The organism is Corynebacterium parakroppenstedtii (assembly GCF_019754935.1).
GTDB classification, from domain to species: Bacteria; Actinomycetota; Actinomycetes; order Mycobacteriales; family Mycobacteriaceae; genus Corynebacterium; species Corynebacterium parakroppenstedtii.
The window spans coordinates 1,450,506-1,475,119 of the sequence record NZ_JAGSOA010000001.1 but is presented as its reverse complement, the minus strand read 5'-3'; the positions used below and the strand labels follow the sequence as shown (position 1 = coordinate 1,475,119).

Sequence of the window (24,614 nt, the reverse complement as noted above, 5' to 3'; positions counted from 1 at the left end):
TCAGTGAAACTGCGTTTATTGCCGACGACCGAGTTCCTGGAAGTCGACCTTCCCATTGGCAGTAAAGGGGACGCCTTCCCTGTCGAGTAGCTGTTGTTTGAGGACGAGCCCGCGAGCCCCTCCCATGTACCCGCCGAGAGAACCCCCAGTTGCGACGACCCGGTGGCAGGGAATGAAGAGCTGAATGGGGTTTGTTCTGCATACTGATCCGACTGCGCGCGCTGCTCGCGGCCGGCCAGCGGCTTCTGCCAACTCACCGTATGTGAGCACGTCACCGGGCGAAATCTGGGCCATCTCTTCGCGCACGGACTTCGTGAACTCGGTGGAATCATCCTCGACGTCGAGCGGGAGGGTAAAAGCCTTCCCTGTTCCGCTGAAGTACTCGTCGAGCTCCTCACCGATCTGTGTAAAAAGGCGACGTTGGGCTTCACTCATGTCCGACGTGGCAGCGGAATCAGTGACGTCGGGACCAGTGACATCGGGATCTGTGGTTCCCGGATGCATGATGTAGTGCGCTGCCACGATGGCGTGGTCATTGATGGTGACGTCGATATCGCCGAATGGTGTGGGGAAACGTTGTGTCCGATAGTCCCGGTCGGCCGGGTCTTCGCGACGTCCAGTGGGGCCGTCGCTGTATTCGGCAGGCGTGGATGTGCTCCGGTGGTTCATGGGGACAACGATAGCGGGTATTAAAAAACCGGGTTACCAGCGCGTCTGCGCTCATAACCCGGCTCTGAAATCGGTTAGGACCTCAAAGGGTAAGTCCCCGACTTACTTGTCTTTGTTGAGGAACTCGGAGGCCTTGTCTTTCAGGTCCTCGATGCCCTGCTTGATCTTGGACTCGGCCTGATCGCCTTTGCCTTCAGCCTTGAGGTCTTTGTTGTCAGTAACGTCACCGGCAGCTTCTTTGGCCTTTCCGCCAGCTTCGTCTGCCTTGTTCTTAATGTCGTCAGAAATACCCATAGGCTTCTCCTTCTGTTCTAGCTTTGCGACGCAACGAGCGGCATCCATGTCGGGTACCCACGCTCATAAGAACGGGGTTGTGATATCGCGACGTGGCCACCGTCGCCAGTTGTCTGCGTGGATAACTCCCGCAGGCGGGCGGCGGTGATGGCACGCTCGTGTGCACATCGCCTAACACCATGACACTTTACTACGGATTTCGCACCACTGGTGGTTGCCAGACATTTCCTACGAACTTGTGACCATTTCGGTACCTAAGCAGGTGGCGCACCGTTCCGGCAACCGGAGGCGACCGGGACAGCAGCGTCTGCCGAGATGTAGGTTTTATTCCCCGATCTCCAGCAGAGATTGTCCACCCTGGACGGCGTCGCCGGGTTGCACGTGAAGTGCGGTAACGGTGCCGTCGTTAGGGGCTGTAATTTCGGTTTCCATCTTCATGGCTTCGAGGACGACGATCACTTCGCCGGCCGTAATGGCTTGGCCTTCCTCAACAAGCACTTTGCTGACGGAGCCGGCCAGGGGCGCCGTGACGGAATTGGCGCTAACACCCTGGACAGATGACGTCGTCGGCGCGGTGGGGGTTGGCCCGTTGCTATTGCCACCAGTGATGATGGTGCCGAGTGTGGGGCGTTCTTCATGTTCAACTTCTACGTCCACGGAATAGGGGACGCCGTTGACGGTAACTGTCAGTTTCATTCTTTTCGGGTTCCTTCTATTCGTGGCTTATTGCCATTTCGCCTTGTGCTGAACTGCCTGCCGACCTTGCTGCGACCAGCTGCGATGGCGCAAGAAGTGAACTGCGCGCACGGTTCCGCGGTTACCCATGTAGGCGGATACGGCCGCACTGATCGCAATCAAGACATCTTCAGGAATTTCCTCGTCAGAGCGTTGCTTCAGTGCCGCAACTTCGTTTTCCAGCTTGGTGACGTTGCGGGAGAGCTTCTCCAGCTGGTTGGACAGGCGAGCCAACAACTGACTGAGTTCAGCAGAGGATGCATTGTCTGTATTCATGCTTCTCCGATCAGTTGGGGGCCAGGCCGTGCTTCTTGGACGGCCGGTTCTCACGCTTGTTGGTCAACAGCTCCAAGGCCAGGGCAACTTCACGACGGGTGTCCGCGGGATCGATGATGTCATCGACGAGGCCTCGGGACGCCGCCATGTACGGCGTCGAGAAGGTGTCTTTGTAGAGCTGGACTAGTTCGGCCTTCTTAGCTGCTGCGGCTTCGTCGCCACCCTCTTCCTGGGCTTTCTTGATTTCCTTGCGGAAGACGACGTTCACTGCCCCGTCGGCACCCATGACCGCAATTTCCGCGGTGGGCCATGCCCAGACGCGGTCCGCGCCCAGGTCCTTGGAGCACATAGCCAGGTACGATCCGCCATAAGATTTGCGGAGGACCACAGTCAGCTTCGGCACGGTGGCCGCCGAGTAAGCGAACAGCATCTTCGCACCGTGGCGAATGATTCCGCCATGCTCTTGTGCAACACCTGGCATGAAGCCGGGGACGTCCACGAGGGTGAGCAGCGGAATGTTGAAGGAGTCGCAGAAGCGAACGAAGCTCGCTCCTTTGTCCGACGAGTTGATATCCAGAACACCAGACATCACTTGCGACTGATTAGCGACGATACCGACTGTCCGGCCGACAACGCGGGCAAATCCGACAACAAGGTTTTGGGCGTATCCGGCCTGGACCTCGAGAAAATCGCCGTAGTCGACGATCTTGCGGATGATATCGCGAACGTCGTATCCCTTACGGCCGTCGACGGGGACGATATCGCGAAGAGATTCGTCGGGCTCGACAACCTCGTCCGGATCAACGATGGGTGGCTCTTCAGTGTTGTTTTGCGGCAGGAAGCTCAGGAGCTTCTGCGCGATCAGGATGGCTTGCTCGTCATCGTCGGCGACGAAGTGAATGTTGCCTGATGTGCTCATATGGGCATCGGCACCACCGAGTTCTTCAGCAGTGACTTTTTCGCCCGTCACGGACTCGATGACCTTGGGGCCGGTGATGAACATGTTGGCCTTGCGGGTCTGGATGATGAAGTCCGTTAGTGCCGGCGAGTAGGCAGCACCACCAGCACACGGGCCGGCGATGATGGAGACCTGCGGTACAAGCCCGGAGAGCAGCACGTTGTTATAAAACACGCGGCCGTATCCGGAGAGAGAATCAATGCCTTCCTGCACTCGCGCTCCGCCGGAGTCGTTGATGAAGACGAACGGCGTGCCGGTAGTCGCGGAGGCCTTCATCATGGCGACCACTTTGTTGGATTGCATTTCGCCAGCGGACCCACCCATGACGCTAAAGTCCTGGGATGCGATGTGCACTGGCCGTCCGTAGACCGCGCCAGATCCGGTGACGACGCCGTCGGCGGGGGCGTCGGCTTTGTCCATACCGAAGTGCGTGGTCCGGTGCTTGGCGAACATTCCGGTTTCCTGGAACGTGTCTTCGTCGACAAGCTTGGTGATGCGCTCGCGGGCGGTCATCTTGCCGCGGTCGTGTTGCTTGTCCAGGCGTGCCTGTCCACCGCCGAGGCGAATGCGGTTCTTTTCTTCTTCCAGCTGTTCGAGGCGCTCAGGCATGCTGGGATCGTGAGGTTGCTCACTCATTTATTTGCTCCGTTTCTGCTGTCTTTCGCGGTGATCAACTGGTTTATGCGGGTTCCACGGAGACAGTGTGGCTACGGCCGCCTGTGGTGACTTTGTACGTAATCGGTTCGCGGATGGCAGTGGCGTCGCCAGAGGCCTTCGCCTCTTCGCGCTCGAGCTGCTCCTTAGTCTTGCCAACGTTCTTGGGGCCATCGGGGCGAGCCTTGAAGAATCCCGGCGCGACCTGCGGGAACAGGGCGTTTGTGAGGACGTCTTCGTCGGACCCGTCGGTGCCGTCGAGTTTGTCAGCTTCCTCAACGAGGTTGTCCCATTCGGGCTCAAGGAGGTCAGCGGGGCGCTCGGTGATGGGCTCTTTGCCGGTCTGCTTCTTGGCTTGTTCGATGAGGTCTTTACCCCTCTCACCTGGGGCTTCGCCGTAGTATCCGAGGAGGAGGTCGGCGAATTCAGCCGTGAGTACTTTGTAGCGGCCCATCAGCACGTTGAACACGGCCTGAGTGCCGACGATCTGTGACGATGGCGTCACCAACGGCGGGTATCCGGCAGCCTTCCGAACAACGGGGACTTCTTTCATCACCTCGTCGATACGGTCGCCCGCGCCCTGGGCTTTGAGCTGCGATTCCATGTTGGAGAGCATTCCGCCCGGAATCTGCGATTGAAAAATATTGGTGTTGACCAGTGTTTTCGACTCGAATTCCGCGTACTTCGGGCGCACTGTCTTGAAGTGGTCGCGGATGTTAATGAGCCGATCCATGTCGAGCCCGGTCTCGTAGTCGGTTCCTTCGAGCATTTCGACGAGAGACTCGGTGGGGTTATGCCCTGGGCCGAGGGACATGGAGGAAATGGCGGTGTCGACGACATCCGCACCGGCTTCAATGGCCTTCATGAGGGTGACCATCGTGACGCCGGTGGTGGAGTGGCAGTGGACGTTGATCTGCGTATCTTCGCCGTAGGTGTCCTTGATGCCACGGATGATGTCGTACGCGGGCTGCGGTTTGAGCAGCGCTGCCATGTCTTTGAGCGCGATCGAATCCGCGCCCATGTCCAGCAAACGCCCTGCTAGGTCAATGTATCCCTGCACATCATGCAGCGGGGACACCGTGTAGCAGATGGTGCCCTGCGCGTGCTTGCCCACTTTCTTTACAGCCTGCATGGCATGCTCAAGGTTGCGGGGGTCGTTGAGCGCGTCGAAAACTCTGAAGACGTCCATGCCGTTTTCAGCCGATTTTTCAACAAACTTATCGACGACGCCGTCCTCGTAGTGACGGTATCCCAGAAGGTTCTGGCCACGAAGCAGCATCTGAAGGCGTGAGTTGGGCATGAGCTTGCGGAATGTGCGAAGTCTCTCCCACGGGTCTTCGTTCAGGAAGCGGATGCAGGCGTCGAACGTTGCGCCACCCCAGCATTCCACGCTCCAGTACCCGGCTTTATCTATATCCTCACAGGCATCGACCATGTCTTCGAGGGCCATGCGTGTTGCCATGAGACTCTGGTGAGCATCACGCAGAGCCAGTTCGGTCACTCCAATTTTTCGCGTGGTCATGGCCACTACGTTAAGTCGATTTGTTGGCTGTTGCACCACAGCTCACCGTCGTGACTTACCGCACTCTTGGACTTGAACAGTGATTAACCCAACTTGGAGGGGGGCGTCGCGTCCTTTCTCGTCATAAATATTCAGGTTTGCGACGGTGCGTTGCTGTCTTTATGTGAGGACGGTACCCCGTTCCGGGGGCGGTATACACCCGAAACAGGCATCATGCCTATCTTCGATCACGTTCGGGAGCAATTGATCACATTCCGGCATATGCACCCTCTGTCTTCTGCGTAACTGATTCCTACGCGGGGGATTTGTGATCCCCGATGCGAATCCGATGCGGTGGACATGCGGCAGGTTTGCGGTTCCTATGCGGTTGATTATTACGGAGCGCATGTGGTTTTACTAGGGTATGGCTATGCCATCTTTGTCGTCGATGTGGTCGCATGCCAGTGATTTGACGTCGTTGCGCAAGTTGTCTTCCCGCACACCGCGGGAGAAGCGGATCGATAACACATTTTTCCTGCTCGCAGGCTTAGCTGCCATTTGGTTAGCGGGAGAATACTTCAAACTTAGCTTTGTTTTAGATTTTCGTTTGCTGTTAATCATCCCTGCGTGGGGCGTAATTGCTTATCTCACCCTCCCCCGGCTTCACCGAATTTTGACGCGAATTTACGTCCCCAATTACTTCATCGGACGCACTCGGACTTCGGATGGATTACTGGGTGATCCGGTTAATATCGCGTTCGACGGCACTGCCGAGCAGCTCCACCGCTCGATGACTGAAGCAGGCTGGACGTTGGCCGACCCGGTGACGTTTCGGTCGTCGGCAAAAATTGTATGGAGCTCCATTACTCGAGCGTCCTATCCTGCGGCTCCGGTGAGTCCGCTTATCCTCTTCGATCGCGAGCAAGACCTCGCCTACCAGCAGGAAGTGGATGGTTCCCCCTCACGACGACACCACATTCGGCTCTGGCGATGCCCTAAAGACTGGCCTCTTCCAGGGGGCCACCGCGTGGACTGGGTCGGTTCCGCCAGCTATGACACAGCCGTCGGCGTTAGTTTTTTCACCTTACAAGTAACCCATCGCATTGCTGCCGATATCGATAGGGAACGCGACCACGTCGTATCGACCGTTCGTTCTTATGTCCCCGAGAGTTCGGTATCCATGATTGAGGATTTCTCGACGGGCTATCACCATGTCAACGGCGGCGGCGACAAAATACACACTGACGGGGATCTTCCCATTGTCGACGTCAGTCGGGTCGGATTGCACTCTTGTTCTGCCGTAAACGACAGCGCTAGTGCGGAGGGAACGCCCGAGGAACTGCCCGACGAGATCGAGGAAGCCACCGCTGAGAGCGACACCCCGTCGGAAACCACCGCAGCCACCACTCCGTCGGACATTACTGAGACCGCCAGCGACGTCCCGGAAAAAGCCGAAACTGAAACCACCAACGAGGAAAGCAACGATGCTGAGCCGATCATGGCACGTGGTTCGGACAATGTGGACTCGACAATCAACGGAACCCGCTACACAGGCCGGGCATCTACGCACTACGACGACGATATTTCCGATGAGGAACGCGCTGCCCGACGTCCCAAAAATGCGCAGCGTACACCGCGGCCACCGAATCTGATGTTGTCCATGGGGATGCTATTCCTCGTCGTCGCGTGGCAAAGTGTCGTACTGCTATACAAAGCGGATCAGCATCGATTTATCCCCGGAACGTTGCAGGACATGGGCTTCAGCCACCATACCGCCTACGTCGCCACGCAATGGTACGTCGGCTTATTAACGTTGGGCACCCTGATCCTGGTTCTGCTCACGCTCGGCGGATTTACGCACGCGCGTGATGCTCTGATGCTGTTCCTCACCATCGCCATCGTGATTTCTATCCTTGATCGCAATGGAATGCGCATGATCGCAGCTGGTCACAACAACTTGCTTCTCACAACAGCGACCATTATTGCCCTGCTAGCACTATCCTCCGACGACGTCCGTAACTGGATACGTGGCCACGAACCAGCTGCCGTGTGGGGGCCGGTGAGAAAAATTCATCTGCCGATTGATGATCATTCGCGGTAGAGGCCTGCACAACCATGGAGTTGCGGGGCCTCACATCTCGCCTTCATTTCACTAGCCCGGGGCCTCAATACTTGCCCTACCGACACCCTGTCAGTGGTTTCACCAGCATTACCGTATTATGGTGACGCTAAAGCTGTTATGTCGGAGTCCACGACATCGTGTAACAGGGCCACATACCGCCGATGTATGCGCTGCCCTTAACCTTGCATGGCAGACAAAACCATCATTCACGCACTGCCACGCGGAGTCAGAAAGGTTGATATGCCGAAGTCAAAGGTAACTGAGTCCTCAGAGTCGAGGCCCGCGTCGTCATCGACGTCCACCCGTACCCCCGTCAAGCTCAACAATGCGTCCACCCCGCTGTGGTACCGCATCATCATGTTCGGCTTCATCATTGCTGGACTTTTATGGCTGGTGGTCAACTACATTGCTGGGCCGCAAATCCCGTTCATGCAGAACCTCAATGCATGGAACTACGCCATCGGTTTCGGGCTTTTCGTCGTCGGGCTCTTAATGACTATGGGGTGGAAATAAGCACAACTGCCTAACGGGCCCTAACCGCCTTATCGCAGCATTATCGCAGCATTCCCGACGACGCCGGATCGACGGGTGCTAGGCCGCGAAGAGTCCACATTTCTTTGTCCCCGCTGTGCCGACGGTGGAATCGCATCTGCCACTCGGGGGGAATATCGCAGCGCCAAAAGGCGTCGGGCTGGGCGCCCAGGGCATGGACGAGTAGTGCGCGCCCCAAGGATTGGTCGCTGACCGTGACGTACTCCCCTGGTTCTAGCTCGTCAGCCCACTTCGCCACGCGGTCGATATAGGTGCGTAGGGATTCCCCACCATGCCCGACATAGTCCGGGTTTGTCCTCCACTGCGCAATCTTCATTGGCGACACGAGAGGCAAAGGCTTTCCCGCCCACTCCCCCACGTCCCACGGGCCCGGGTTGCCGACGAAAACGCGCGAAGGGGTGGGGCCGTCCGCGTCTTCTTTACACGAACCCGCGTCGTTAATATCACTGAATTCCTCGTAACGACGCAGCGTGTGCCGATAATCTGCCCACCGAACTGCATCTTCTGACGACGCGAATCGCGGCAGATGCGCGCTCGCGAGCGGTGCCGAGACAACGATGAGCCGCACCACGTGGATAGGGGTGCGGCTCTGCCGATGAAAACGCCTCATGCTGAGATTATCCCACTGAGATCGTCCCACCACGAGGCGGCTTTTCCATTAATGCAACGCATTGCCTTCTTGGCACATTGTGATTGTGGCATGGTCACTCAATCACTGCGTGCTCTCTACAACTTTGTTGCCGGCCTCGTGGCCCGTAGGGGTGCAGTGAGATTCCTTCACCCCAAGAACGGAAAGTGATCTTCGGCGTACCGCAGCTCAGCGCATGTTAGCGAGCTGATTAGTGGGGCGTGTGAAGGCGTATGGGCACACACGTGCGCTGTGTTCATTGCTGTTCAACCCCACTTCTCATGGCCGGCCATGGAGCGTTCGAATTTGCTATGGTTACTTTCGGCCTTGACGTGATGTCAAGCCCCCTTTCGTTGCTGCGCGGCTGTCCCGCGTGAAGCACGTGGGGCCTCCTATCAGCGATGAAGGGGACCTCCAAATTTAACGGAAGGAGGTGATGGTATGGATAGGAAAGCTATCCCCAGGGGCCGTAAAGGCTGGCTGAAAGGCATAAGCAAAGCCAGGGCCGTGATCGTCCGGATCCTCGCCCTGGCTTTGAAATATGGGCCTTTGGCTGGCCACTTAGCAGCTTTACTCGATCTGATCGAGAAACTCTGCTAAGAGGGGTTTGCCCCGAGTAGGTCAACGTGTAGCCGCACGGTGGCCTACTTTTTTATTTCCTTACATCACCACCATACGGTGGTGCTGCTTCTCACAATAAGGTCTTCGTTGGTTGTCTGCAAGCTATGTTGACAACTAATTAGTTGTGTGTCAGCCGGTGTCGGTACAGACAGTTCACCTATCCCGATGATCCCACGGATATCTACCGGCACACACGATATGTCCACCAATATGGCAACGCGTAGCTACGTATTGCACTACATAGCTACGCCGAACGGTTGTAGGGCCAGAATTTAGGCCGCGACTTTTTCTTTCTCAGCCTGAACAGCGGCTTTGTGGATGGCCTTCTTGGACACCAACGCGGTACCAAATCCGATCACACCCCAAAAGATGCACTGGGCCATGAATGAATAGACGCGGAAATAGTAAAGATCATCTGCAGGGAACCCTGGGTAGACGATCTTCCCGTCCGGATCTGTCAGCGGGCGAGGTGTCTCAGAATTATGCCGACCAAACTCGTCGACGCTAGCCTGCAAATGCCCTAGGGGTGGGAGCAGCCGACTAAACGCGTACATGATGACAGCAAAAACGGCTGCCGAAATGAGGAAAGCAATCCATGAGTCCATGCGCGCGGACAAAGCCTTGTGCAGGAAAACAACCCCAATCATGACGATCACAGACACGATAATCATCGTGAGGAAGAGCCACGTGCGCTGTTTAATTGTGTCCGGGTTACCGATAGCGGGCGGATTCGACGGATACTTTAAGCAGGGAACGATGTAGAGACAGGCGAACATTGCAGCTGCAACACCGATGGCCGCACCACGAATGTTAGTTGGCTTGGCGTACCGGAGGTACAAGCTGAACACAACCGCGTACAGCAAACCTAGCGCTAGTCCCATGAGAACCATGCCAGTACCGATACCCACGGTCGATTGAATTGTGCGGCTGAACAGTTCGGTTTCATCGCCACCATCGGTGGCAATACCAGCGGCTTTATCGAGGGCATCTTGCGCCTCGTCACGCCCTTCCTCGTAATCAATGGCCCGGCTGATGATGGGCTCTGCCCACAACCTGGCAAAGATGAAGGACAACAGTCCGGCCAGTAAACCAAAGCCCCCGCAGCGTAGAACGAATTGGCGTTCCATTTTTAACTCCAAATATGGGCGTCCACCAGGTCAAACCTGATACCGACGCGAAGATTAATGGCAGGGGAATCCCAAGAAGTGGCGGGAATCGTGCACCCACTCGTGGATGTGCATGTCATTACCGAAGACACTGGTAGCGCCCTGATCGATACCAATGAAGTAGTACACCAACAAGCCAATAACCAGTGCAGAGAACAACCACACAAATGATGACGGGACATCAATCGCTTCTGCAAGCGCACGTGCCGACGAACGCGATGGGGATGCGGGCTGGGCCGCACGAAGTGATGAATCGGTCATAATGAACACTTCCTCTTCCGGAAAATAAACAATACGTATTCCTACGCGAGTGTAGACCTCAACAATGAAAGTGAAGAAACGCCCTGGCATACGAGACCACGCGCCTGCCTGGGCGTTTCGTTATGGAGTAACAACACTAGAAGAAAAGAATTTTCCTAGTTTGAGAAATTGTGATGGGCGTGAGTTAACCTCCGCCTACTTTCACAAGAGAAAAGAATATAGTTCAGCCAACAGCAGCAACTCCTTTTGATATGACGCGTAACAAAGAAAGTAAATACAAAACGCGAGTATCTGGCTGCTTCGTTAAGCATGCTCACAACCTGGGGTTTTCACCTCAGCGGATCCAATATTCGGATAGTTCCTGCCTGGAACGACCAGGTTGACCAGGCGTACTACCCGACTGCTAACGAAGTCACAGTGGCGCGACCGCCCCGGATTCTCACCGGGTTCCTCATCGTCTTGTACACAACAACTGTAGACCTCATCCCCGCCTTTTGGTAGCCCAGACGCCGATTTTCATCGGGAAATACACCCAATTCGAGCGATTATCCCCCCACGGTCATGCCCCCGGTTACACGCCCAGCGCGCTTACGCCCCCAAAGCGGAATGAACCTGTGCGAGGTAGACCACCATCGCTCCACACCCGACCACAAATACAGCCACCGAGGCGGACAGCCGCGCAAGGAGCCTTCGTTGCAATCCACCGGAGCCACCCCACATGGCACCTCCAGCACCTCCGAGCAATGAGGTGCCACTCGACATCGAGCCAGCACCGTGCGCCATACCAGCGGTTCCTAGACCAGCAGCGACGAACCGCCCTACACGGTGGCCTGGCCCGCGAACGCCCGTCATGATGTGAGCGCCGTAGATCGCAACGGCCATCAGTGCACCCGTCAACAATCCCCCAATATGGCCCCACAATGAGATGCCTGGAGTTATTAATGAATACCCCAAGTTCACCACAATGAGGACAATAAGAGCTCTCATTTGCGGTTTATTGTTCACGTACATGCCTGCGGCAACAGCCATCAGGCCATAAATCACTCCCGATGCCCCCACAGTCAGTGACAGTGGGTCGCGCCACTGGATCATGGCAGCCGACCCGTAGCTTGTGCCTGCAAAAATGATCGCCATCGCCAGCGAACCGTAGGTGCGTTCAATACCGACCCCGAACACCCACAGCATGACCCCATTGAACAGGAGGTGCGTCACACCGGAGTGAAGAAAACTGAAAGTTAGCCCGCGGAGGAGAGCTTCGTTGTCGGGCGTCAGCGCGGGTAAATACAACCACCACGACGCCGCCAAGGACGACTCATGCGTGTTGCCTTCCAGGGACCCGGATTGCACAACCGTCACCAGGTACACAACAATGCAGGCAATCAGCGCGCCCGAGGTCACAGGGGTTTGGCGAATCGTCCGTGTCAGCACGTCATCACACGTTACACGTACCAACGCAGTACACGTACCGAGACGCTACACGCACTGACACGGCCGTCGCGTTACTCGTCGTTAGTCGTCGCGATAGTACACCGCCGACGACACAAAGCCGACGGCTCGAACTAGTTCTCGACGATCTCCACGGAATCAATCACAATGTCGTCCAAGGGACGATCGAAGCGATCCGTCTTAGTTTCCGCGATCGTGTCGACGACCTTCTGAGAATCCGCATCGGTGACCTCACCAAAAATGGTGTGGTGGTTGTTCAGGTGCGGCGTCGGGGCGACGGTGATGAAGAACTGAGAACCGTTGGTGCCCGGGCCAGCATTCGCCATGGCCAACAAGTACGGGCGGTCAAACTGCAGTTCGGGGTGGAATTCGTCACCAAAGCGGTAACCGGGACCACCACGGCCTGTTCCCGTCGGATCCCCACCCTGGATCATGAAACCGTCGATGACGCGGTGGAAAATTGCGCCATCGTAGAACGGGCCCTCTTCTCCACCCGAAGCATTGCGCTCCGAGTAATCCTTCGTGCCCTTAGCCAACCCGACAAAATTATCGACGGTCTGGGGAGCATGATTACCGAAGAGGTCGATAGAAATATCGCCACGATTAGTGTGCAAAATCGCGGTTGCTGTCTTCTGCGTACTCACGACACTCATTGTACGTAGTTACTAGACGAACCGCCCCCTCACCCCACTACAGTAGTAAAAGACACGTTATAAAGATCCGCCTCTAACCAAGAAACCGGTAAGGAAGAACCATGAACTCCTCGGACACAACCATGTTTTTGCGCGCGGCACGCAACCTCTCCGACGCCCGCAAACAGCGAAAAGAGAATAAGGAAGCTCGCGACTTCGATCCCGTTGAGCGGCTCGTTGAATACGCAAAAGCGAGGGAATCTAACCCCGGGAAACCGCGTGGTCAGGGCGATAACGGTAAGGTAGATAAGAACGCCAACGATTCGTCCTCCGATAATTCCTCCGAGGCTAAGGGGAAGAAGGACAAGAAAGCGTCCTCCGAAAGCTCATCCAAGGAGAACTCAGCCATGTCAAAGAAGAAGTCCACTCTGGAGCAGATGCGCGCTTCAGCAAACCCCACTGCCGTGGCTGTCGTTGATCGCATCCGCGAAGAGAGCGAACGCGCTTATGACCTTGCATCCGACAAAGCGGATAAAGCTGGAAAGAAGTTAGATAAGGCCCGCGCCAAGGCAGAGAAGAAGGCTAAGAAAGTTCAGAAGAAGGCGGATAAAAAGGCCTCCAAGGCCCGCAAGCAGAACGCAAAGAAGGCTGATGCTCTTCAGAAGCGCGCTGAGGCTTTCCAGAAGAAGGCCGCAGCGTTTGCGGACAAGGCCACTGATAAGGCCAGCGAGTTCGCGGACAAGGCTTCGGACAAAGCGAGCGAGTTCGCCGGAAAAGCCCAGGACACCGCGTCCGACGTTCGGGGCAAAGCTGCAGAGACCGCCAGCAATGTTGCAGCCGCTGCGTCGAACAACCTACCTGATTCCGTCAGCGATCGCCTGCCCGATTCCGTGACCGATTCACTGGATCAAGCGGCTGGGAAGAAGACGAAGCGCAGCAAGAAGCCTTTATTTATCGTCCTGTTCGTTGCACTCGTTGCCGGCGGGTGGGCAACGTACAAGTCTCGTTCCTCCAAGAACGTATCGACGGAACCGCCGAAGAACAACGACGAGCCCCGCTTGGTGTACAAGACGGAAACCCCGACGTCGAACTCCTCTGCCGACAGCAAAGAGGACAAAGTGGAGGATGCCAAGGAGAAGGCCGCCGAAGCTAAGGACGACGCTCAGGCCGCGGCGGCTGAGAAGGCCGACCAGGCCAAGGAGAAGACCGACGACGTTAAGAAAGCTGCCCAGAGCAAGGCTGAAGAGCTGAAGGACGCCGCCAAAGACAAGGCGGAAGACCTTAAGGCTGCGGCTTCCGACGTTGCCGACCGGGCCGCGGATGAGGCAGAGCAGGCTAAAGCTGATGCCAAGGACGCTGCTTCCCGCGCCGACGATAAGGCCGACGAGGTTAAGAAAGCCGCTCAGGATAAAGCTGAAGACCTGAAGAAGGAAGCTAAGGACGTCAAGGCTCAGGCGGAGAAGAAGGCCAAGGACGCTAAGAAGTCAGACGGAAAGAAGTCCGCTCCCAAGAACAGCGCCCCCAAGAACAGCGCTCCTCAGGCACCGAGTGCCAAGGCTAAAGCTGGTAAGGGTTCTGGCAAGGGCAATGCGACCAAGAACAACGGTGCTCAGAAGCCCGGCGCACCAAAGAACAACGGTGGCCAGAAGAAGGGCAACAATGGTAAGGGCAACTCCCAGAATGGAGCTGGCCGCCACGCCCTCAAGGACGACAAGAAATAGGGCTATCTTCACGGTCGGGTCCAACCCCCGATCCAATGCCCGGTCTAACCCCCGATCCACCGTCTAGGAAGCTTTCCTAGGTGGTCGGGTTCCCGCCATATCGCTCCGGCGTATGGCGGGTTTTTGGGTTTTACGACAAAAGTGTGTCGGCGGTGCGGCACACCACCACCCGCCATTGGTTCCCCCGAGCTTCACTTAGTGTTCATGTTTACGTCAGTGGGACGTTAAAGAAGCTTGGTACACCATACGTATGGCACAAGCACCTAGTATCCCCACTCACCAGGCCCATGACAGCCAGGCCTGGGCATCAGAATCGCAGCCGGATGCGGCTCGCACTACTCCCCCGCCGAGCGAAAACCCGGGCACGACCCCACGTCGTCAACACGACGGGGGTGGTGTCAATGCCACGGCGGTCACCGCGTTACTCGGCGTGGCCGCCGTTTTGCTGATTATCTTCACTTTCACTGACAAGCAGGTCAGTGATGCTGTCATCAACCATGACAGCGTATTTGGCACGCTCTTCCAGTCCTACGGCGAGTTCCCACCGGCGGTGCTGAGCGCTCTGGCTATGCAGGTTCTTGCGGGATGTCTCCTCCGCTCCTCTCTTCCAGAAATCGCGCGAGGGCTCGGAAGCATTTTGCTCACGTGGGCTAGTTTCTTATCGATTCTTGGCTGGTCTGAGCAGGCTGAATCATATCGTCGTTCATGGAGTGCAAACCTTTCAGCCGGAACGCCCATCGGCGTGGCCAATAATGATGATTCTGACACGATGAGCTGGTCTCAGTTCGCCCCTGCACTGTTTATGGCTATTGTCCTTCTTATTATCGTTTCGATGGTTGCGTGGTTGCTCATTCGAAATCTGTCAGATGAGACCTTGCGCCTTATCGCCATCTCGGCTGTCGTTATGCTCGCAATAGTGTGGGCTGGGCATGGAATCAATGACCAAATGAAGGATTTGTGGGGTCGGTTCCGCCCCTATGAGGTTGATGCCGGAAAAGGCCCCTATCAGCCGTGGTATCACATCAATTTGCCTAATGGGCACCGCTCATTCCCGTCCGGCCACACTCAAGAGGGCACCACTCTTGCAGCCCTGGCTATCGTGTTGCGCCCGCTCGGTGGCAAAGCCTGGCGGATTGCGCTGTGGGTCGGAACGGTGTGGGGAATTCTCATGGCTGCCAGCCGCGTGATCATCGGTGCCCACTGGGCTACTGACACGGTCGCCAGTTTCATCCTGACCTACGGCCTCATTTTGGTCGGATTGTGGTTGACGACGTGGGTTGCCAGCCGGTTGAATTCCACGACCATTACTAACGACGCTGGTACGCCGGTTCGCACTTCTTAGCGACGCTGGTAAATCCGCGAGTGATCTTTCACGCCGGCAAAACGGAATGGCGCATCGGTGACCTCCGGTGTGTCGTAATCCGTAATGTCGGCGACGCGCGTTCCGGGATGAAGATCGCGGTAAGCGTCGTAGGTGAGCGGTTCGCGTGAATCCAGCGCTTTCTTGTGCTCATCGGCGTGGAGCAGCTTTTGGTACCCGTCGACAATGGTGCCGGTGAAGAACTCGGCAACCGCACCGGAGCCGTAGGACAGGACGCCGACGCGTTTTCCGGCGAGGTCGTCGGATTCGGTCTCGAGCAGCGACGTTAATGCCAGGAACACGGATGCCGTGTAGGAGTTACCAATCATGCGGTTGTAGTGCATGGTGGTCTCGAGCTCGGCGGCGGTTTCGGCTTTATCTGCGGACAGCCCCACGTGTTCGCGCAACGCCATGTGCGCTTTCACCGCCATTTTCGTGAATGGCTGGTGGTAGCAGAAGCGGTCGATCGCGGCGAAGTCGGCCCCACCGTGATCGATGAAATCGTCGTAGGCTCCGCGAACGGCGTTGAGGTAGGCGTCGATGGAGAGTTTGCCGTCAACCAGGGCGGTGTGCCGGTCGTTGGGCCGCCAAAAGTCCTGTACATCGTAGGTGTACACGCCGGATGCCGGCTCGACGGCCAGGATGCCGGGGTTGGCCTGGACCAGGGACGCAGCCGCTGCCGCGCCCTGAGTCGGCTCCCCGCCTGAGTTGAGGTCGTAGCGGGCAACGTCGGAGGCAACAACCAGCACTTTTTCCTGTGGGTTGCGGGCGACGATACCCAGCGCGACCTGTAGCGCGCCGACCCCGGAGTAGCACGCCTGTTTCATTTCGATGGTCCGCACCTGGGAGGGCAGACCGAGGAGCCCGTGAACGTACACCCCGGCGGATTTTGACTGGTCAACGCCAGATTCGGTGGAGAAGAGAAGGGTGCGGATTCCGTCGGTTCCGTTGCGGTCGATGATCCGCTTGGCGGCGGTGGCTGCTATGGTGACGATGTCTTCGTCGGCAGCGGGCTGGCTCATGACTTCTTGGCCGATGCCTTTGTGGAACTTGCCCACGTCGATCCCGTGTTTGTCGGCTAGGGTTTCGAGGGCGAAGCTGTGGTGTCCCGTGGCGAAGGTGATGTCATGGATGCCAATGGGGTTCACAGCTGTGTTCACGGGTGCGTTCACTCGCCTTTCCTTTCAATTTTCACGTGGGCGGCCATCAGTTCGCCCGGATTCGTTTGTGCGGCCAGCAGTGATAGTTCGCCGCAGAAAACAGATGCCGCACACAGTACTGCAAGTCGGCGTGCGTTATCCCCCGCTGGGCGGTCTTCACGGCATCCGAGGCGTCGCAAGTTTTCTTCGACAACCTCCAAGCCCTGGCCTTTGCCGTTCCCTACTGTACCCACAATGAGGTTGGGGAGGTTGCATGAGAAATAGAGGTCTCCGTCACGCACTTCAGCATGCGTGATGCCTTGGGATCCCTCGACAATGTTGGCCGCGTCTTGCCCGGTTGCCAGGTAAAAGCCCAGGAGCATATTGGCATAGTGCGCGTTCGCGGTGCGCAACCCGCCAGCCAAGGTGGTACCGACCAGGTTCTTCCGGACGTTGAGGTCCGCGATCTGTTCCGGCGTGGTTTTGAGTCGTTCTTCAACGACGTTCCGCGGGATGAGCATTTCAGTGACGACGTTCTTCCCGCGTCCCAGGATGCCATTGACTGCGGTGGCTTTCTTGTCGGAGCAGTAGTTTCCGGAGATGGATCCGTAGCGCAGTTCCGGGTACTGCTGGAGGATCCACGGCATGAGGTTGTCGGAGGCGAGGGTGACCATGTTGTGGCCGGAGGCGTCGCCAGTGGTGAATTCGAATCGCACAAAGAGGAGATTTCCGGCGTATTGGACGTGCAGATCGATGAGTTTGGCATACCGGGATGCCTGGGCGACGACGGCCTGCAGTTCGTCGCGGCGACGGTCGAGTTCGGTGGCGACGCGGAGGGCAACCCCGGCGTTGGGAGCTTCGAAGTATACGGATCGTGTCATCCGCTCGTCGACGAGTGTGGCTCGGATTCCGCCTTCGACGTAGCGTGATACTTTTGCCCCGCGGCCGACGGATGGCCACAGTGGCGTTTCGTAGGTCGCCATGGGGATGGAGATAGCTTCGTAACTGGTGCCGGGTTGCTGGGTTTGCGCGCCGTCCGCGGAGTCCCAACCCGCGGTCTCTCCCGACACAACGTTGCCTGAGATGTGGACGGGGCCGATCCATGACATGGGGATGGGTGCATATAAATTGTCGCTCATAACGTTTCCTTTTCTTATTCGTAATTGTGTTGTCAGGTGTTTATTTATCGGGCTTTATCTGAGCCCTTATTCGTGAATTGTTTTTTAAATTTTTGCCCTCGAGGGAGCCTGACGAAAAACGTGCGTACCGATTATTCGTTTTATCGACGACGGTTGGCGACGGCAGTGAGATCAATCCCCCGCGCGCGAGCCGACTCCGCCAGGGACCCGGTGATGAGGGCATCGGTGTTGTGCAAGTCGCTCGTGCTGGTGGCGCCCACCATTTCGTAGAGTGCCTGGAGATGCTCGGCCCACCGGTTGATTTGGCTGGTCAACGCGTCGACTGCGGCGTCGATCCCTTGGGCGCGTTCCTGTGGTGAGCGGGTGGCGTCCCCCACGCCGGTGCTCAATGCGGTGTGGAGGAATGTTCCAGCGACTCCCACGGCGCCAGCCCCTAGGGCGAGGCCTCGTAGGACGTCATAGGGTTGTCGAACTCCGCCTGAAGCGAAGAGTGTGGGCAACGTGTCGGGGTCAGCGGTGGTCGCGTCGAGCAGGGAGAATGCGGCGGATTGTCCGAACCCGGTGAGGTAGGAGAAGTCGCGGTCGGTTCGTCGGTCATTTTCGATTCGCGCGAAGTTGGTTCCTCCGCGGCCGGAGACGTCGGCGATGGATACACCCAGGTCGTGGAGCTGCTGGAGTGTGTTCCGGGTCATGCCGAAGCCGACTTCTTTAACGATGACGGGCGTGTGGGTGGCCTGGAGCGCATTAACGATGGCTTCGATGTTGCGTCGCCAGGAGGCGTACCCGCGCGAGCCTTCCGGCATGACGGTTTCTTGCACGGCGTTGACGTGGATTTGGAGGGCATCGGCGTGGAGGGCGTCGACGACTCGGGCGGCATCGTCGGGTGTGGCGTCGGCGCTGAGGTTGGCCCACACGGTGCCGTGGGGGTTGCGGTCACGGAGGATGCTGAATGTGGGGAGAGTGTCGGGTTCGCGCAGGAAGATGGACATGGAGCCGGTGGCGACGGCGATTCCTGTGCGTGCCGCGGTTTCGGCGAGGACGCGGTTGACTCCTGCGGTGAGTTCGGATCCTCCGGTCATGCCGTTGATGTAGAACGGCAGCCCCCAGTGCAGCGTCGGTGCTGTATGTGCGTTGGCGCTCGCGTTTGTTCCAGCGTTCGCGTTTTCTCCGCCACTTGGATCCGTCTGGATGGTGGTGGAAATATCAGCTTGACCTGGGTCTATGCCGGCCAGCGAGTGGTGGAGGATGCGGACGTCGTCCCACGCACAATATGTCGAGCCACTCCCGGCGGGGCGGGGTGAGGGTACGGAGGAAGCGTTATCGGGAGCTGGGGTTGTGGCGTCGGCGGGCTGTGGAGGTTCGCCGTGGGCCTCGCGTTGTTGCCTGGCGGCTAGGGCCAGGTGGTCGTCTTTCCGGCTGCCACTCATTTCCCATCTCCTTCCGTTGGTGTGTCATGTGGAGCTGTATCCGCTCCCATGGGCGAAACATGCAAGTTCAGAGGGCGAATTCCTGCCGCCGTCCATCGCTCGTGGAGTGCACGGGGGTTGACGCCCGGCGCGGCGAGCGCGATTCCGCAGTCGCCGCCTCCTGCTCCTGATGATTTCGCCCACCACCCCTCCTCGAGCGCGGTGGTGATCAAGGTTCGCAGCGCCGGGGTTTCGATAGCCACCCCTCGTTGCGTTGCGATCTCTCCCAAGACCTGCCGGGCTTGTGCGAGGGCGTTCCCGGTCGCAGACGTCGCCGAGTCGTCTGAATCGGCGTCGCTCCGATTAACTTCACCCGGATCAGCTTCACACCCACCGTTGTCGCTGGTCAGCGCTTCAACAAGATTACCGACGGCTGCGTCGCTTCGCCGGAGAAGGTCGTCGGGTAGCGCGGTTTTCTTCACGACGTGCCCGACGAGCTCGGTGGTGTCGGCGGGGGTTCCTGTCCAGCCGACGCTGAGTTGGATTCCCGGCGCGGCGGGCGTGATGCGGCGGAGTGATAATCCCGGCCACTCCTCTGTCAGCAGCTCGCTGATTGTTGTCGTGCGGGAGCGAGAACCCCAGGCGCGGTCTTCTAGCCATGCTCGGTCGGGCGAGTGGTATTCGACCCATCCGCCGAGTGCGCTGACGGCGACGTCGCCTCCCGATGTTTTTGCGGTGACCCGCACTGTTGCGATGGCTGCGAGTCGGTAGATCTGTTCGGGCCTGGGCTGTAGCCCGTGGTGGCGGGCAGCGACGGCGATGGTCGCGACGGTGACTGCGGCTGACGATCCGAGCCCGAATTTCGCGCCGCTCGTGGCGTCATCGAGGTGGCTCGAGATGTCGATATCGTATCCGCTGGCGGGAAGGTTTTTTTCTGCTCGCCAGCGTTCGACGGTGAGGATTGCGGCCACTACATATTTGTGGAATCCGGTCTCGTCGGTGTGGAACCGCGCGGCTGCCGTCGGGTCGGTGCTAGCTTCCCACCGGACCGGGGCTTCGTCGGGTTTGGTGGGGTCGCTCGTGTCGGATCGTAGCGTTCCGGTTTCGGTGCCGGTGGGCGTGAGCGTGACGTGCACATACCTGTCGACAGCGATGAGTAACGCGGCATGCCCGGGGTGAACAACAGCGTATTCTCCGGCGATGTACAGCTTTCCGGGTGCCGAGGCGTGGACGGAGGTCTGTGTCACGGCTGTTACTCCTGACGGTTCGATTCGTCGGGAGTCTGTGCGGGGTCCTCTCCATTTCCATTGGTCTGCTCATCTGGGCTGGTCTCCGCGATGGGCGTCAGGCGAGCGCCCGCCCCGGCGCGAGCAGGGATGAGCTCGAGGTCCGGGAACCGTTCATGGAGGGCTGCGTGGGTGGCGTCGAGGTCCTTGGACTGGCAGAGCGCAACGACGTTAGGCCCGGCGTCCGCGGTGCCGTACACCTCTAGCCCGTCGTTCCGTAGTTGCGCGATAGCGTCGAAAATGGCGACGGATGTGGGCGCTAGGTAGCGGACGGGTGGACGGTTTCCGTTAATCGCCGCGTGCATGCGGAGTGCGTTGGATTCTGTTATTTCGCCGACTCGGGTGTAGTCACCCTCGGCCAGCGCTTGTTGCATGTCGACAAGATCGCGCTGTGTGCTGCTCACCCACCCGTCGAAGAAGGGCGATGTCCGGATGGTGTCTGCCATGGCGACGCGGGAGGACACGGCTTTTTGCGCGCCCGAGACGACGCAGATGACCATGGTGAGGTCGGGTCCGGGGACACTTTCCGCGTACGAGGTGAGGTCGGCGTGGTCGTCGTCACCGTCGCCTGGGTGCCAGATGACGAGGTTGCCCAGGATGGATCGTGTGGCGGATCCAGAGCCGCGGCGGGCTAGCCGTGAGAGCGATCGCGGGTCGCCGGGGAGTCCGTAGGCTTTCGATGCCGCGGTGGCGAGTGCAGCAAATCCTGATGCCGAGGATGCTAGCCCTGCCCCGGTGGGTACGGAGTTGATGGAGTTGACCCGCGCGTACGTGTGCGCGAGCTCAGAGTTCTGTTGTCCGGAGTTCTGTTCCGCACTGCGCTTGCGCACCAAGTCAAGGAATGCGCTGACCCTGTGCGTTGGCGTACCAGGTGCTGGCTCACCATTGAGCGTGAAAATATCGCTGGTCAGACTCGGATCAGGGTTGACGACGGTATCCGTGGGATAGATATCGAGCGTTAGTGACAAACTACCGGTTGCGGGCAGAACTAAGTCGGCATTGCGCTTACCCCAGTATTTGACCAGCGCGATGTTGGGGTGAGCGGTTGCTCGCGCGGTGTGCGGAGTGATCGATCCGATATCGCCCATGCTGGGGTGCGTGGTGGTCACCGTTGGAACTCCGAGGGGTGCATGAGCCATGTGCGACGTGCACCCGCGGCGCGGAGTGCGTCGGACAGGGCGATCGCGTGGTTTTCGTCTTTGGATAGCGCGATGATGCAGCCACCTCGCCCACCGCCGGTGAGCTTCGCGCCAAGCGCCCCCTCATTCCGCGCTGCCGAGATAAGATTTTCGAGCTCTGGACTGGATACGCCGAGGTCAGCGAGGTGTTCGTGGACGGCGTTCATCCGTTCACCCAGGGAGGCCCGGTCGTCGAGAGCGAGGTCAATCCGCGCTTCGACGGTGTGATGGCGGATGGCGTCGACATTTCTGGTGAAACGCTTCTTATGGGTGCGGCGTATTTCGTCGACACCTCGGACGGCCGAGAGCGTATCGCCTGGTTGTCCGGTATCAGCGACGACGAGTGGCGATCCGAGGCTGACGGTGATGGGTTCGCTGCGTCCGCCCTGGAATAGCACAGGGTGGGTGTTCAGCACAGTGTGGGCGTCGAGGCCGCTGGCGCTGCCGTGAGCAACGCGCTCTCCGATCTGCACAAGTTCATATCGGCTGTGGTAATCGACGTCCTTGCCGCTGAAATCGATAATGGAATCCACCATTGCTGCCGACGCCGCTGCGCTGGAGCCGAGCCCGCGCGCCGGCGGGACATTGCCTTGGCACGAAATGTGCATCCCCGACTGCGGGTATTCAAGCAGGTCCAGGCAGGCTTTAATCGTGGCGCCGACTGGGGACAGGAACGTCGGCGCGTCGGCAAGAGGACCGTCGTAATTGTTGGCGGTCAGCCACAATTCCCCATCACACGGCTCAGCCGTGGCGCGCAGGGTCAGGCACTGCATGGGGAACGCGATGGCCGGCTCCCCAAAAACAACGGCGTGCTCGCCAAACAGAATGATCTTGGCGTGAGCGCGACCGAACCCCCTGGCCTCGTCCGCTAACGCGGAGTAATGAGGCCCTTCCGCAGGTTGTTTATACCGTTGACTCTCATTCAAACGTGCATAATCGGGAGCCTCGCTGCGACGCGAGGAAGTAATAACGTCTGCGTCGGAATGTCTCAGTGGCTGCACCAGTGCTCCTATACGGAATGAATCAAACCCTGCCGTCGCTCCACCTTAACTACAGCACCCGACAAACCTCCTCAGATCCCGTCGGGCAAAGCCCATTGGGCATGGACCCCATCGGGCGTGGCTCGGCCGAGTGTGGCCAACGGCAAACGCTGCTACTCTACCACGAATCAGGGTAGTCCTCGTTTCTTATCGACGACGACGCTCCAGCTGGCACAGGGCTTTTATCGCTGGCTCCAGGAGGCTAATCGAGCCCGGAGTAACTGGTTTGTCGTGTATATTTTAAACCTAACCGAAGTGTTTTCAGTGTTTTCAAGGGCGGAACACTCGGCGAGGAACACTCGGCGACGGAGAATAAATCTGGAAGGTCGCGACCATGTCCACACTTCTCTTCAAGTTCCCCTTAATCGAAGCAATTATTACTGTTATCTCTTTTGTTTTCTTAGCGCGCTCCTCCGGAGCAGCTGCATTCGTTTTCGCAGCAGTCTTGCCTGCAATGATTTATCACTTCATGCTCGCGCTCTTTAAGGTCCAGCACTTAGCTGTGTGGATTGCATTAGCTGGCGTCGTTACTGTTGTTGGCATTATCGACTTCGTCGTGGGCCCGGTGGGATTTTTAGACGTCTATATCCTGCCTGCCGGAATTGGGCTCTTCATTGGGTGCGCCCTGTACGCAGTTTGGCTGAAAGTTAGCCACGATTCTGGAAACCAGCAGTCAGGGAGCCAGCGGGCCAGCGTCGCATAGTAGCAGCGCCCACGCCCAATTACCGGGTCAGGTTGGTCCGAGTACCCGCGCTGAACGCGCACCTTAACGACCCACCTTCACAGCTCCCGTAAATAACTACGACAGCTAAGGTCTACGAATGTCACCTAATGAAGCCAGCAATTCCTCTAAACCAACTTCCCCCGCATTTATTGAAAGTCTCGCCGGGGTGTTCTCCACATTATTACTGGCAGTGGTGTCATTTCTCTCCCTCAAAGGGCAGATATCCTCAGTCGCTTTTGTGGTGCTCTCTTTTGTCCTGCTAGCAGCGTGGATAACCTTCCACGCCAACGTAAAAGGTAGAGCTAGGGTAGGCACCTTGGACGGGCTGCTAGTCATGATTCCCGTCATCATCGCCATATTCGGTCTAACCAGTAAGTCACATTTAGGGAATGGCGCTGCAGCAATATTCTCGGCTATCACAATCGCCTGCTACGTGGCTTACTTCGTTCGCTCATGGAAATGACGGCCACAAGTCGCAAAACCGCAGCTCGCACAGCCAGCAGCAAGGGCACCCCCGCCTCAGCGTCGCATCGTCATAATGTCGATCACTAGCTCAGCTAGTTTTCCGTTGGCCTTATTCAATGGTTTCAGCCGCGTAATCGCCTCACCCACGGCATCGAGCATCTCCCTTTCATTCCGGTGCGTCGGTATTCCGCCGATACGCCCTTGCCCGGCCGCAGCGATCGCCGCACACGCCCACGGACGTACGAGATACACGCCGGACCCAGCCGCCGCGCGAAATTCGTCGATAATAATAAGGAGTTGTTCGGCGGTTAGTGGCTGGGAGCCAAAACCGGCCCGAGCATTTAGTTCATCATCCACCCCATGGGGTTCGCCTACTCCCGGCGCAGTCATCGTCGAACCTTCTTAGTCCGGACCTTCTTAACTAGTTCCGCATATTCGGGAACTCGGGATCTGGCCAGCTCCCGCACTTCTTCGTTGTCCACCGTCCGCGCCGCCGTCGAGACGATCGCGCGGACGACAGCTTCATGCTTCGAGGTGCCTGTCATTTCTGCCAGCAGCGTCAAGGCGCGGTCTTGGTTCTCCGTGAGCCGTAGGGTCATTGTCATACTCACTATTCAACCATTTATCCGCCCTCGAGTGAT

General features: G+C 58.1%; 26 protein-coding genes and 1 riboswitch. Of the genes, 7 read left to right on the top strand and 19 right to left on the bottom strand.

Annotated elements, in window-relative coordinates; genetic code table 11:
• Positions 1 to 15 precede the first annotated feature (15 nt).
• From KCQ76_RS06310 to KCQ76_RS06285, 6 genes are all read right to left on the bottom strand, one after another.
• Complete coding sequence (locus tag KCQ76_RS06310) at positions 16 to 669, bottom strand: methylated-DNA--[protein]-cysteine S-methyltransferase (protein WP_060942032.1); 654 nt, start codon at positions 667 to 669, stop codon at positions 16 to 18.
• 102 nt (positions 670 to 771) lie between these two features.
• Entirely contained in the window at positions 772 to 963 is a 192-nt protein-coding gene (locus KCQ76_RS06305; protein WP_046203644.1) for a CsbD family protein, read from the bottom strand.
• 324 nt (positions 964 to 1,287) lie between these two features.
• Positions 1,288 to 1,659: a biotin/lipoyl-containing protein gene (locus KCQ76_RS06300; protein ID WP_046203645.1), complete on the bottom strand. Its 372-nt coding sequence runs from the start codon at positions 1,657 to 1,659 to the stop codon at positions 1,288 to 1,290.
• Between the two features lie 27 nt (positions 1,660 to 1,686).
• Complete coding sequence (locus tag KCQ76_RS06295) at positions 1,687 to 1,974, bottom strand: hypothetical protein (protein WP_082089806.1); 288 nt, start codon at positions 1,972 to 1,974, stop codon at positions 1,687 to 1,689.
• A gap of 10 nt (positions 1,975 to 1,984) precedes the next feature.
• Positions 1,985 to 3,568 carry an acyl-CoA carboxylase subunit beta gene (locus KCQ76_RS06290; RefSeq protein ID WP_046203646.1) on the bottom strand — a complete coding sequence of 528 codons (1,584 nt, stop codon included), beginning with the start codon at positions 3,566 to 3,568 and terminating at the stop codon, positions 1,985 to 1,987.
• A gap of 43 nt (positions 3,569 to 3,611) precedes the next feature.
• Positions 3,612 to 5,108, bottom strand: coding sequence for a methylmalonyl-CoA carboxytransferase subunit 5S (locus KCQ76_RS06285; protein ID WP_046203647.1), 1,497 nt, complete (start codon positions 5,106 to 5,108; stop codon positions 3,612 to 3,614).
• Positions 5,109 to 5,517: 409 nt separating this feature from the next.
• Here KCQ76_RS06285 and KCQ76_RS06280 point away from each other — a divergent pair, with 409 nt between their 5' ends.
• On the top strand, positions 5,518 to 7,188 hold the full coding sequence (locus KCQ76_RS06280; protein ID WP_231725437.1) for an LssY C-terminal domain-containing protein: 1,671 nt from the start codon (positions 5,518 to 5,520) through the stop codon (positions 7,186 to 7,188).
• A 261-nt stretch (positions 7,189 to 7,449) separates the two neighbouring features.
• Positions 7,450 to 7,722, top strand: coding sequence for a cell division protein CrgA (gene crgA / locus KCQ76_RS06275; RefSeq protein ID WP_046203692.1), 273 nt, complete (start codon positions 7,450 to 7,452; stop codon positions 7,720 to 7,722).
• 40 nt (positions 7,723 to 7,762) lie between these two features.
• Here the strand turns inward: crgA and KCQ76_RS06270 are convergent, their stop codons facing one another.
• Positions 7,763 to 8,371 carry a histidine phosphatase family protein gene (locus KCQ76_RS06270; RefSeq protein WP_146003252.1) on the bottom strand — a complete coding sequence of 203 codons (609 nt, stop codon included), beginning with the start codon at positions 8,369 to 8,371 and terminating at the stop codon, positions 7,763 to 7,765.
• Positions 8,372 to 8,830: 459 nt separating this feature from the next.
• Here KCQ76_RS06270 and KCQ76_RS06265 point away from each other — a divergent pair, with 459 nt between their 5' ends.
• Complete coding sequence (locus tag KCQ76_RS06265) at positions 8,831 to 8,989, top strand: hypothetical protein (protein ID WP_156441648.1); 159 nt, start codon at positions 8,831 to 8,833, stop codon at positions 8,987 to 8,989.
• Positions 8,990 to 9,282: 293 nt separating this feature from the next.
• Here KCQ76_RS06265 and KCQ76_RS06260 read toward each other — a convergent pair whose 3' ends face one another.
• From KCQ76_RS06260 to KCQ76_RS06245, 4 genes are all read right to left on the bottom strand, one after another.
• A complete protein-coding gene (locus KCQ76_RS06260) occupies positions 9,283 to 10,137 on the bottom strand; it encodes a CbtA family protein (protein ID WP_046203648.1) in 855 nt (284 codons plus the stop codon).
• Between the two features lie 54 nt (positions 10,138 to 10,191).
• A complete protein-coding gene (locus KCQ76_RS06255) occupies positions 10,192 to 10,437 on the bottom strand; it encodes a CbtB domain-containing protein (protein WP_046203693.1) in 246 nt (81 codons plus the stop codon).
• Between the two features lie 265 nt (positions 10,438 to 10,702).
• A riboswitch (cobalamin riboswitch) is annotated at positions 10,703 to 10,936 on the bottom strand.
• 89 nt (positions 10,937 to 11,025) lie between these two features.
• Entirely contained in the window at positions 11,026 to 11,865 is an 840-nt protein-coding gene (locus tag KCQ76_RS06250; RefSeq protein ID WP_052722382.1) for a rhomboid family intramembrane serine protease, read from the bottom strand.
• A 131-nt stretch (positions 11,866 to 11,996) separates the two neighbouring features.
• On the bottom strand, positions 11,997 to 12,536 hold the full coding sequence (locus KCQ76_RS06245) for a peptidylprolyl isomerase (protein WP_012730722.1): 540 nt from the start codon (positions 12,534 to 12,536) through the stop codon (positions 11,997 to 11,999).
• A 101-nt stretch (positions 12,537 to 12,637) separates the two neighbouring features.
• Here KCQ76_RS06245 and KCQ76_RS06240 point away from each other — a divergent pair, with 101 nt between their 5' ends.
• Together KCQ76_RS06240 and KCQ76_RS06235 are read left to right on the top strand one after the other, a co-directional pair.
• On the top strand, positions 12,638 to 14,236 hold the full coding sequence (locus tag KCQ76_RS06240) for a hypothetical protein (protein ID WP_052722383.1): 1,599 nt from the start codon (positions 12,638 to 12,640) through the stop codon (positions 14,234 to 14,236).
• A gap of 250 nt (positions 14,237 to 14,486) precedes the next feature.
• Positions 14,487 to 15,578, top strand: a complete 1,092-nt coding sequence (locus tag KCQ76_RS06235) for a phosphatase PAP2 family protein (RefSeq protein ID WP_046203649.1) — start codon at positions 14,487 to 14,489, stop codon at positions 15,576 to 15,578.
• Here KCQ76_RS06235 and KCQ76_RS06230 read toward each other — a convergent pair.
• The 6 genes from KCQ76_RS06230 to mvk all read right to left on the bottom strand — a co-directional run bounded on the left by KCQ76_RS06230 (position 15,575) and on the right by mvk (position 22,745).
• Positions 15,575 to 16,744: a hydroxymethylglutaryl-CoA synthase gene (locus tag KCQ76_RS06230; RefSeq protein WP_046203696.1), complete on the bottom strand. Its 1,170-nt coding sequence runs from the start codon at positions 16,742 to 16,744 to the stop codon at positions 15,575 to 15,577. The two genes, KCQ76_RS06235 and KCQ76_RS06230, sit on opposite strands and share 4 nt — an antisense overlap.
• A gap of 20 nt (positions 16,745 to 16,764) precedes the next feature.
• A complete protein-coding gene (locus KCQ76_RS06225; RefSeq protein ID WP_046203650.1) occupies positions 16,765 to 17,874 on the bottom strand; it encodes a hydroxymethylglutaryl-coenzyme A reductase family protein in 1,110 nt (369 codons plus the stop codon).
• A 140-nt stretch (positions 17,875 to 18,014) separates the two neighbouring features.
• A complete protein-coding gene (locus tag KCQ76_RS06220; RefSeq protein WP_046205269.1) occupies positions 18,015 to 19,301 on the bottom strand; it encodes an alpha-hydroxy-acid oxidizing protein in 1,287 nt (428 codons plus the stop codon).
• Complete coding sequence (locus KCQ76_RS11085) at positions 19,298 to 20,527, bottom strand: phosphomevalonate kinase (RefSeq protein WP_046203651.1); 1,230 nt, start codon at positions 20,525 to 20,527, stop codon at positions 19,298 to 19,300. The genes KCQ76_RS06220 and KCQ76_RS11085 overlap by 4 nt, the downstream gene beginning before the upstream one ends.
• A gap of 5 nt (positions 20,528 to 20,532) precedes the next feature.
• The gene (gene mvaD, locus KCQ76_RS06210) at positions 20,533 to 21,705 is read right to left on the bottom strand and encodes a diphosphomevalonate decarboxylase (protein WP_231725438.1); all 1,173 of its coding nucleotides are present in this window, start codon (positions 21,703 to 21,705) and stop codon (positions 20,533 to 20,535) included.
• Positions 21,672 to 22,745 (bottom strand): mevalonate kinase, encoded by a 1,074-nt coding sequence (mvk, locus tag KCQ76_RS06205; protein ID WP_052722385.1) that lies wholly within the window; start codon positions 22,743 to 22,745, stop codon positions 21,672 to 21,674. Before mvk ends, mvaD begins: the two co-directional genes overlap by 34 nt.
• Positions 22,746 to 23,118: 373 nt before the next feature.
• Here mvk and KCQ76_RS06200 point away from each other — a divergent pair, with 373 nt between their 5' ends.
• Together KCQ76_RS06200 and KCQ76_RS06195 are read left to right on the top strand one after the other, a co-directional pair.
• Positions 23,119 to 23,487, top strand: coding sequence for a hypothetical protein (locus KCQ76_RS06200; protein ID WP_046203652.1), 369 nt, complete (start codon positions 23,119 to 23,121; stop codon positions 23,485 to 23,487).
• 118 nt (positions 23,488 to 23,605) lie between these two features.
• Positions 23,606 to 23,971 carry a hypothetical protein gene (locus tag KCQ76_RS06195; RefSeq protein ID WP_046203653.1) on the top strand — a complete coding sequence of 122 codons (366 nt, stop codon included), beginning with the start codon at positions 23,606 to 23,608 and terminating at the stop codon, positions 23,969 to 23,971.
• Between the two features lie 56 nt (positions 23,972 to 24,027).
• Here the strand turns inward: KCQ76_RS06195 and KCQ76_RS06190 are convergent, their stop codons facing one another.
• Positions 24,028 to 24,363 (bottom strand): hypothetical protein, encoded by a 336-nt coding sequence (locus KCQ76_RS06190; RefSeq protein WP_046203654.1) that lies wholly within the window; start codon positions 24,361 to 24,363, stop codon positions 24,028 to 24,030.
• The gene (locus tag KCQ76_RS06185) at positions 24,360 to 24,578 is read right to left on the bottom strand and encodes a CopG family transcriptional regulator (protein WP_046203655.1); all 219 of its coding nucleotides are present in this window, start codon (positions 24,576 to 24,578) and stop codon (positions 24,360 to 24,362) included. Before KCQ76_RS06185 ends, KCQ76_RS06190 begins: the two co-directional genes overlap by 4 nt.
• Positions 24,579 to 24,614: the final 36 nt, after the last annotated feature.

What these genes read in the sequence shown, in the direction of transcription:
- crgA (WP_046203692.1), top strand. Translation starts at nt 7,450, where the DNA reads ATGCCGAAGTCAAAGGTAACTGAGTCCTCAGAGTCGAGGCCCGCGTCG.
- KCQ76_RS06290 (WP_046203646.1), bottom strand. Translation starts at nt 3,568, where the DNA reads ATGAGTGAGCAACCTCACGATCCCAGCATGCCTGAGCGCCTCGAACAG.
- mvaD (WP_231725438.1), bottom strand. Translation starts at nt 21,705, where the DNA reads ATGGCTCATGCACCCCTCGGAGTTCCAACGGTGACCACCACGCACCCC.
- KCQ76_RS06295 (WP_082089806.1), bottom strand. Translation starts at nt 1,974, where the DNA reads ATGAATACAGACAATGCATCCTCTGCTGAACTCAGTCAGTTGTTGGCT.
- KCQ76_RS06185 (WP_046203655.1), bottom strand. Translation starts at nt 24,578, where the DNA reads ATGACAATGACCCTACGGCTCACGGAGAACCAAGACCGCGCCTTGACG.
- KCQ76_RS06200 (WP_046203652.1), top strand. Translation starts at nt 23,119, where the DNA reads ATGTCCACACTTCTCTTCAAGTTCCCCTTAATCGAAGCAATTATTACT.
- KCQ76_RS06285 (WP_046203647.1), bottom strand. Translation starts at nt 5,108, where the DNA reads ATGACCACGCGAAAAATTGGAGTGACCGAACTGGCTCTGCGTGATGCT.
- KCQ76_RS06310 (WP_060942032.1), bottom strand. Translation starts at nt 669, where the DNA reads ATGAACCACCGGAGCACATCCACGCCTGCCGAATACAGCGACGGCCCC.
- KCQ76_RS06225 (WP_046203650.1), bottom strand. Translation starts at nt 17,874, where the DNA reads ATGAGCGACAATTTATATGCACCCATCCCCATGTCATGGATCGGCCCC.
- KCQ76_RS06190 (WP_046203654.1), bottom strand. Translation starts at nt 24,363, where the DNA reads ATGACTGCGCCGGGAGTAGGCGAACCCCATGGGGTGGATGATGAACTA.
- KCQ76_RS06235 (WP_046203649.1), top strand. Translation starts at nt 14,487, where the DNA reads ATGGCACAAGCACCTAGTATCCCCACTCACCAGGCCCATGACAGCCAG.
- KCQ76_RS06305 (WP_046203644.1), bottom strand. Translation starts at nt 963, where the DNA reads ATGGGTATTTCTGACGACATTAAGAACAAGGCAGACGAAGCTGGCGGA.
- KCQ76_RS06220 (WP_046205269.1), bottom strand. Translation starts at nt 19,301, where the DNA reads ATGAGTGGCAGCCGGAAAGACGACCACCTGGCCCTAGCCGCCAGGCAA.
- KCQ76_RS06245 (WP_012730722.1), bottom strand. Translation starts at nt 12,536, where the DNA reads ATGAGTGTCGTGAGTACGCAGAAGACAGCAACCGCGATTTTGCACACT.
- KCQ76_RS06270 (WP_146003252.1), bottom strand. Translation starts at nt 8,371, where the DNA reads ATGAGGCGTTTTCATCGGCAGAGCCGCACCCCTATCCACGTGGTGCGG.
- KCQ76_RS06280 (WP_231725437.1), top strand. Translation starts at nt 5,518, where the DNA reads ATGCCATCTTTGTCGTCGATGTGGTCGCATGCCAGTGATTTGACGTCG.
- KCQ76_RS06240 (WP_052722383.1), top strand. Translation starts at nt 12,638, where the DNA reads ATGAACTCCTCGGACACAACCATGTTTTTGCGCGCGGCACGCAACCTC.
- KCQ76_RS06255 (WP_046203693.1), bottom strand. Translation starts at nt 10,437, where the DNA reads ATGACCGATTCATCACTTCGTGCGGCCCAGCCCGCATCCCCATCGCGT.
- KCQ76_RS06195 (WP_046203653.1), top strand. Translation starts at nt 23,606, where the DNA reads ATGTCACCTAATGAAGCCAGCAATTCCTCTAAACCAACTTCCCCCGCA.
- KCQ76_RS06300 (WP_046203645.1), bottom strand. Translation starts at nt 1,659, where the DNA reads ATGAAACTGACAGTTACCGTCAACGGCGTCCCCTATTCCGTGGACGTA.
- KCQ76_RS06265 (WP_156441648.1), top strand. Translation starts at nt 8,831, where the DNA reads ATGGATAGGAAAGCTATCCCCAGGGGCCGTAAAGGCTGGCTGAAAGGC.
- KCQ76_RS06260 (WP_046203648.1), bottom strand. Translation starts at nt 10,137, where the DNA reads ATGGAACGCCAATTCGTTCTACGCTGCGGGGGCTTTGGTTTACTGGCC.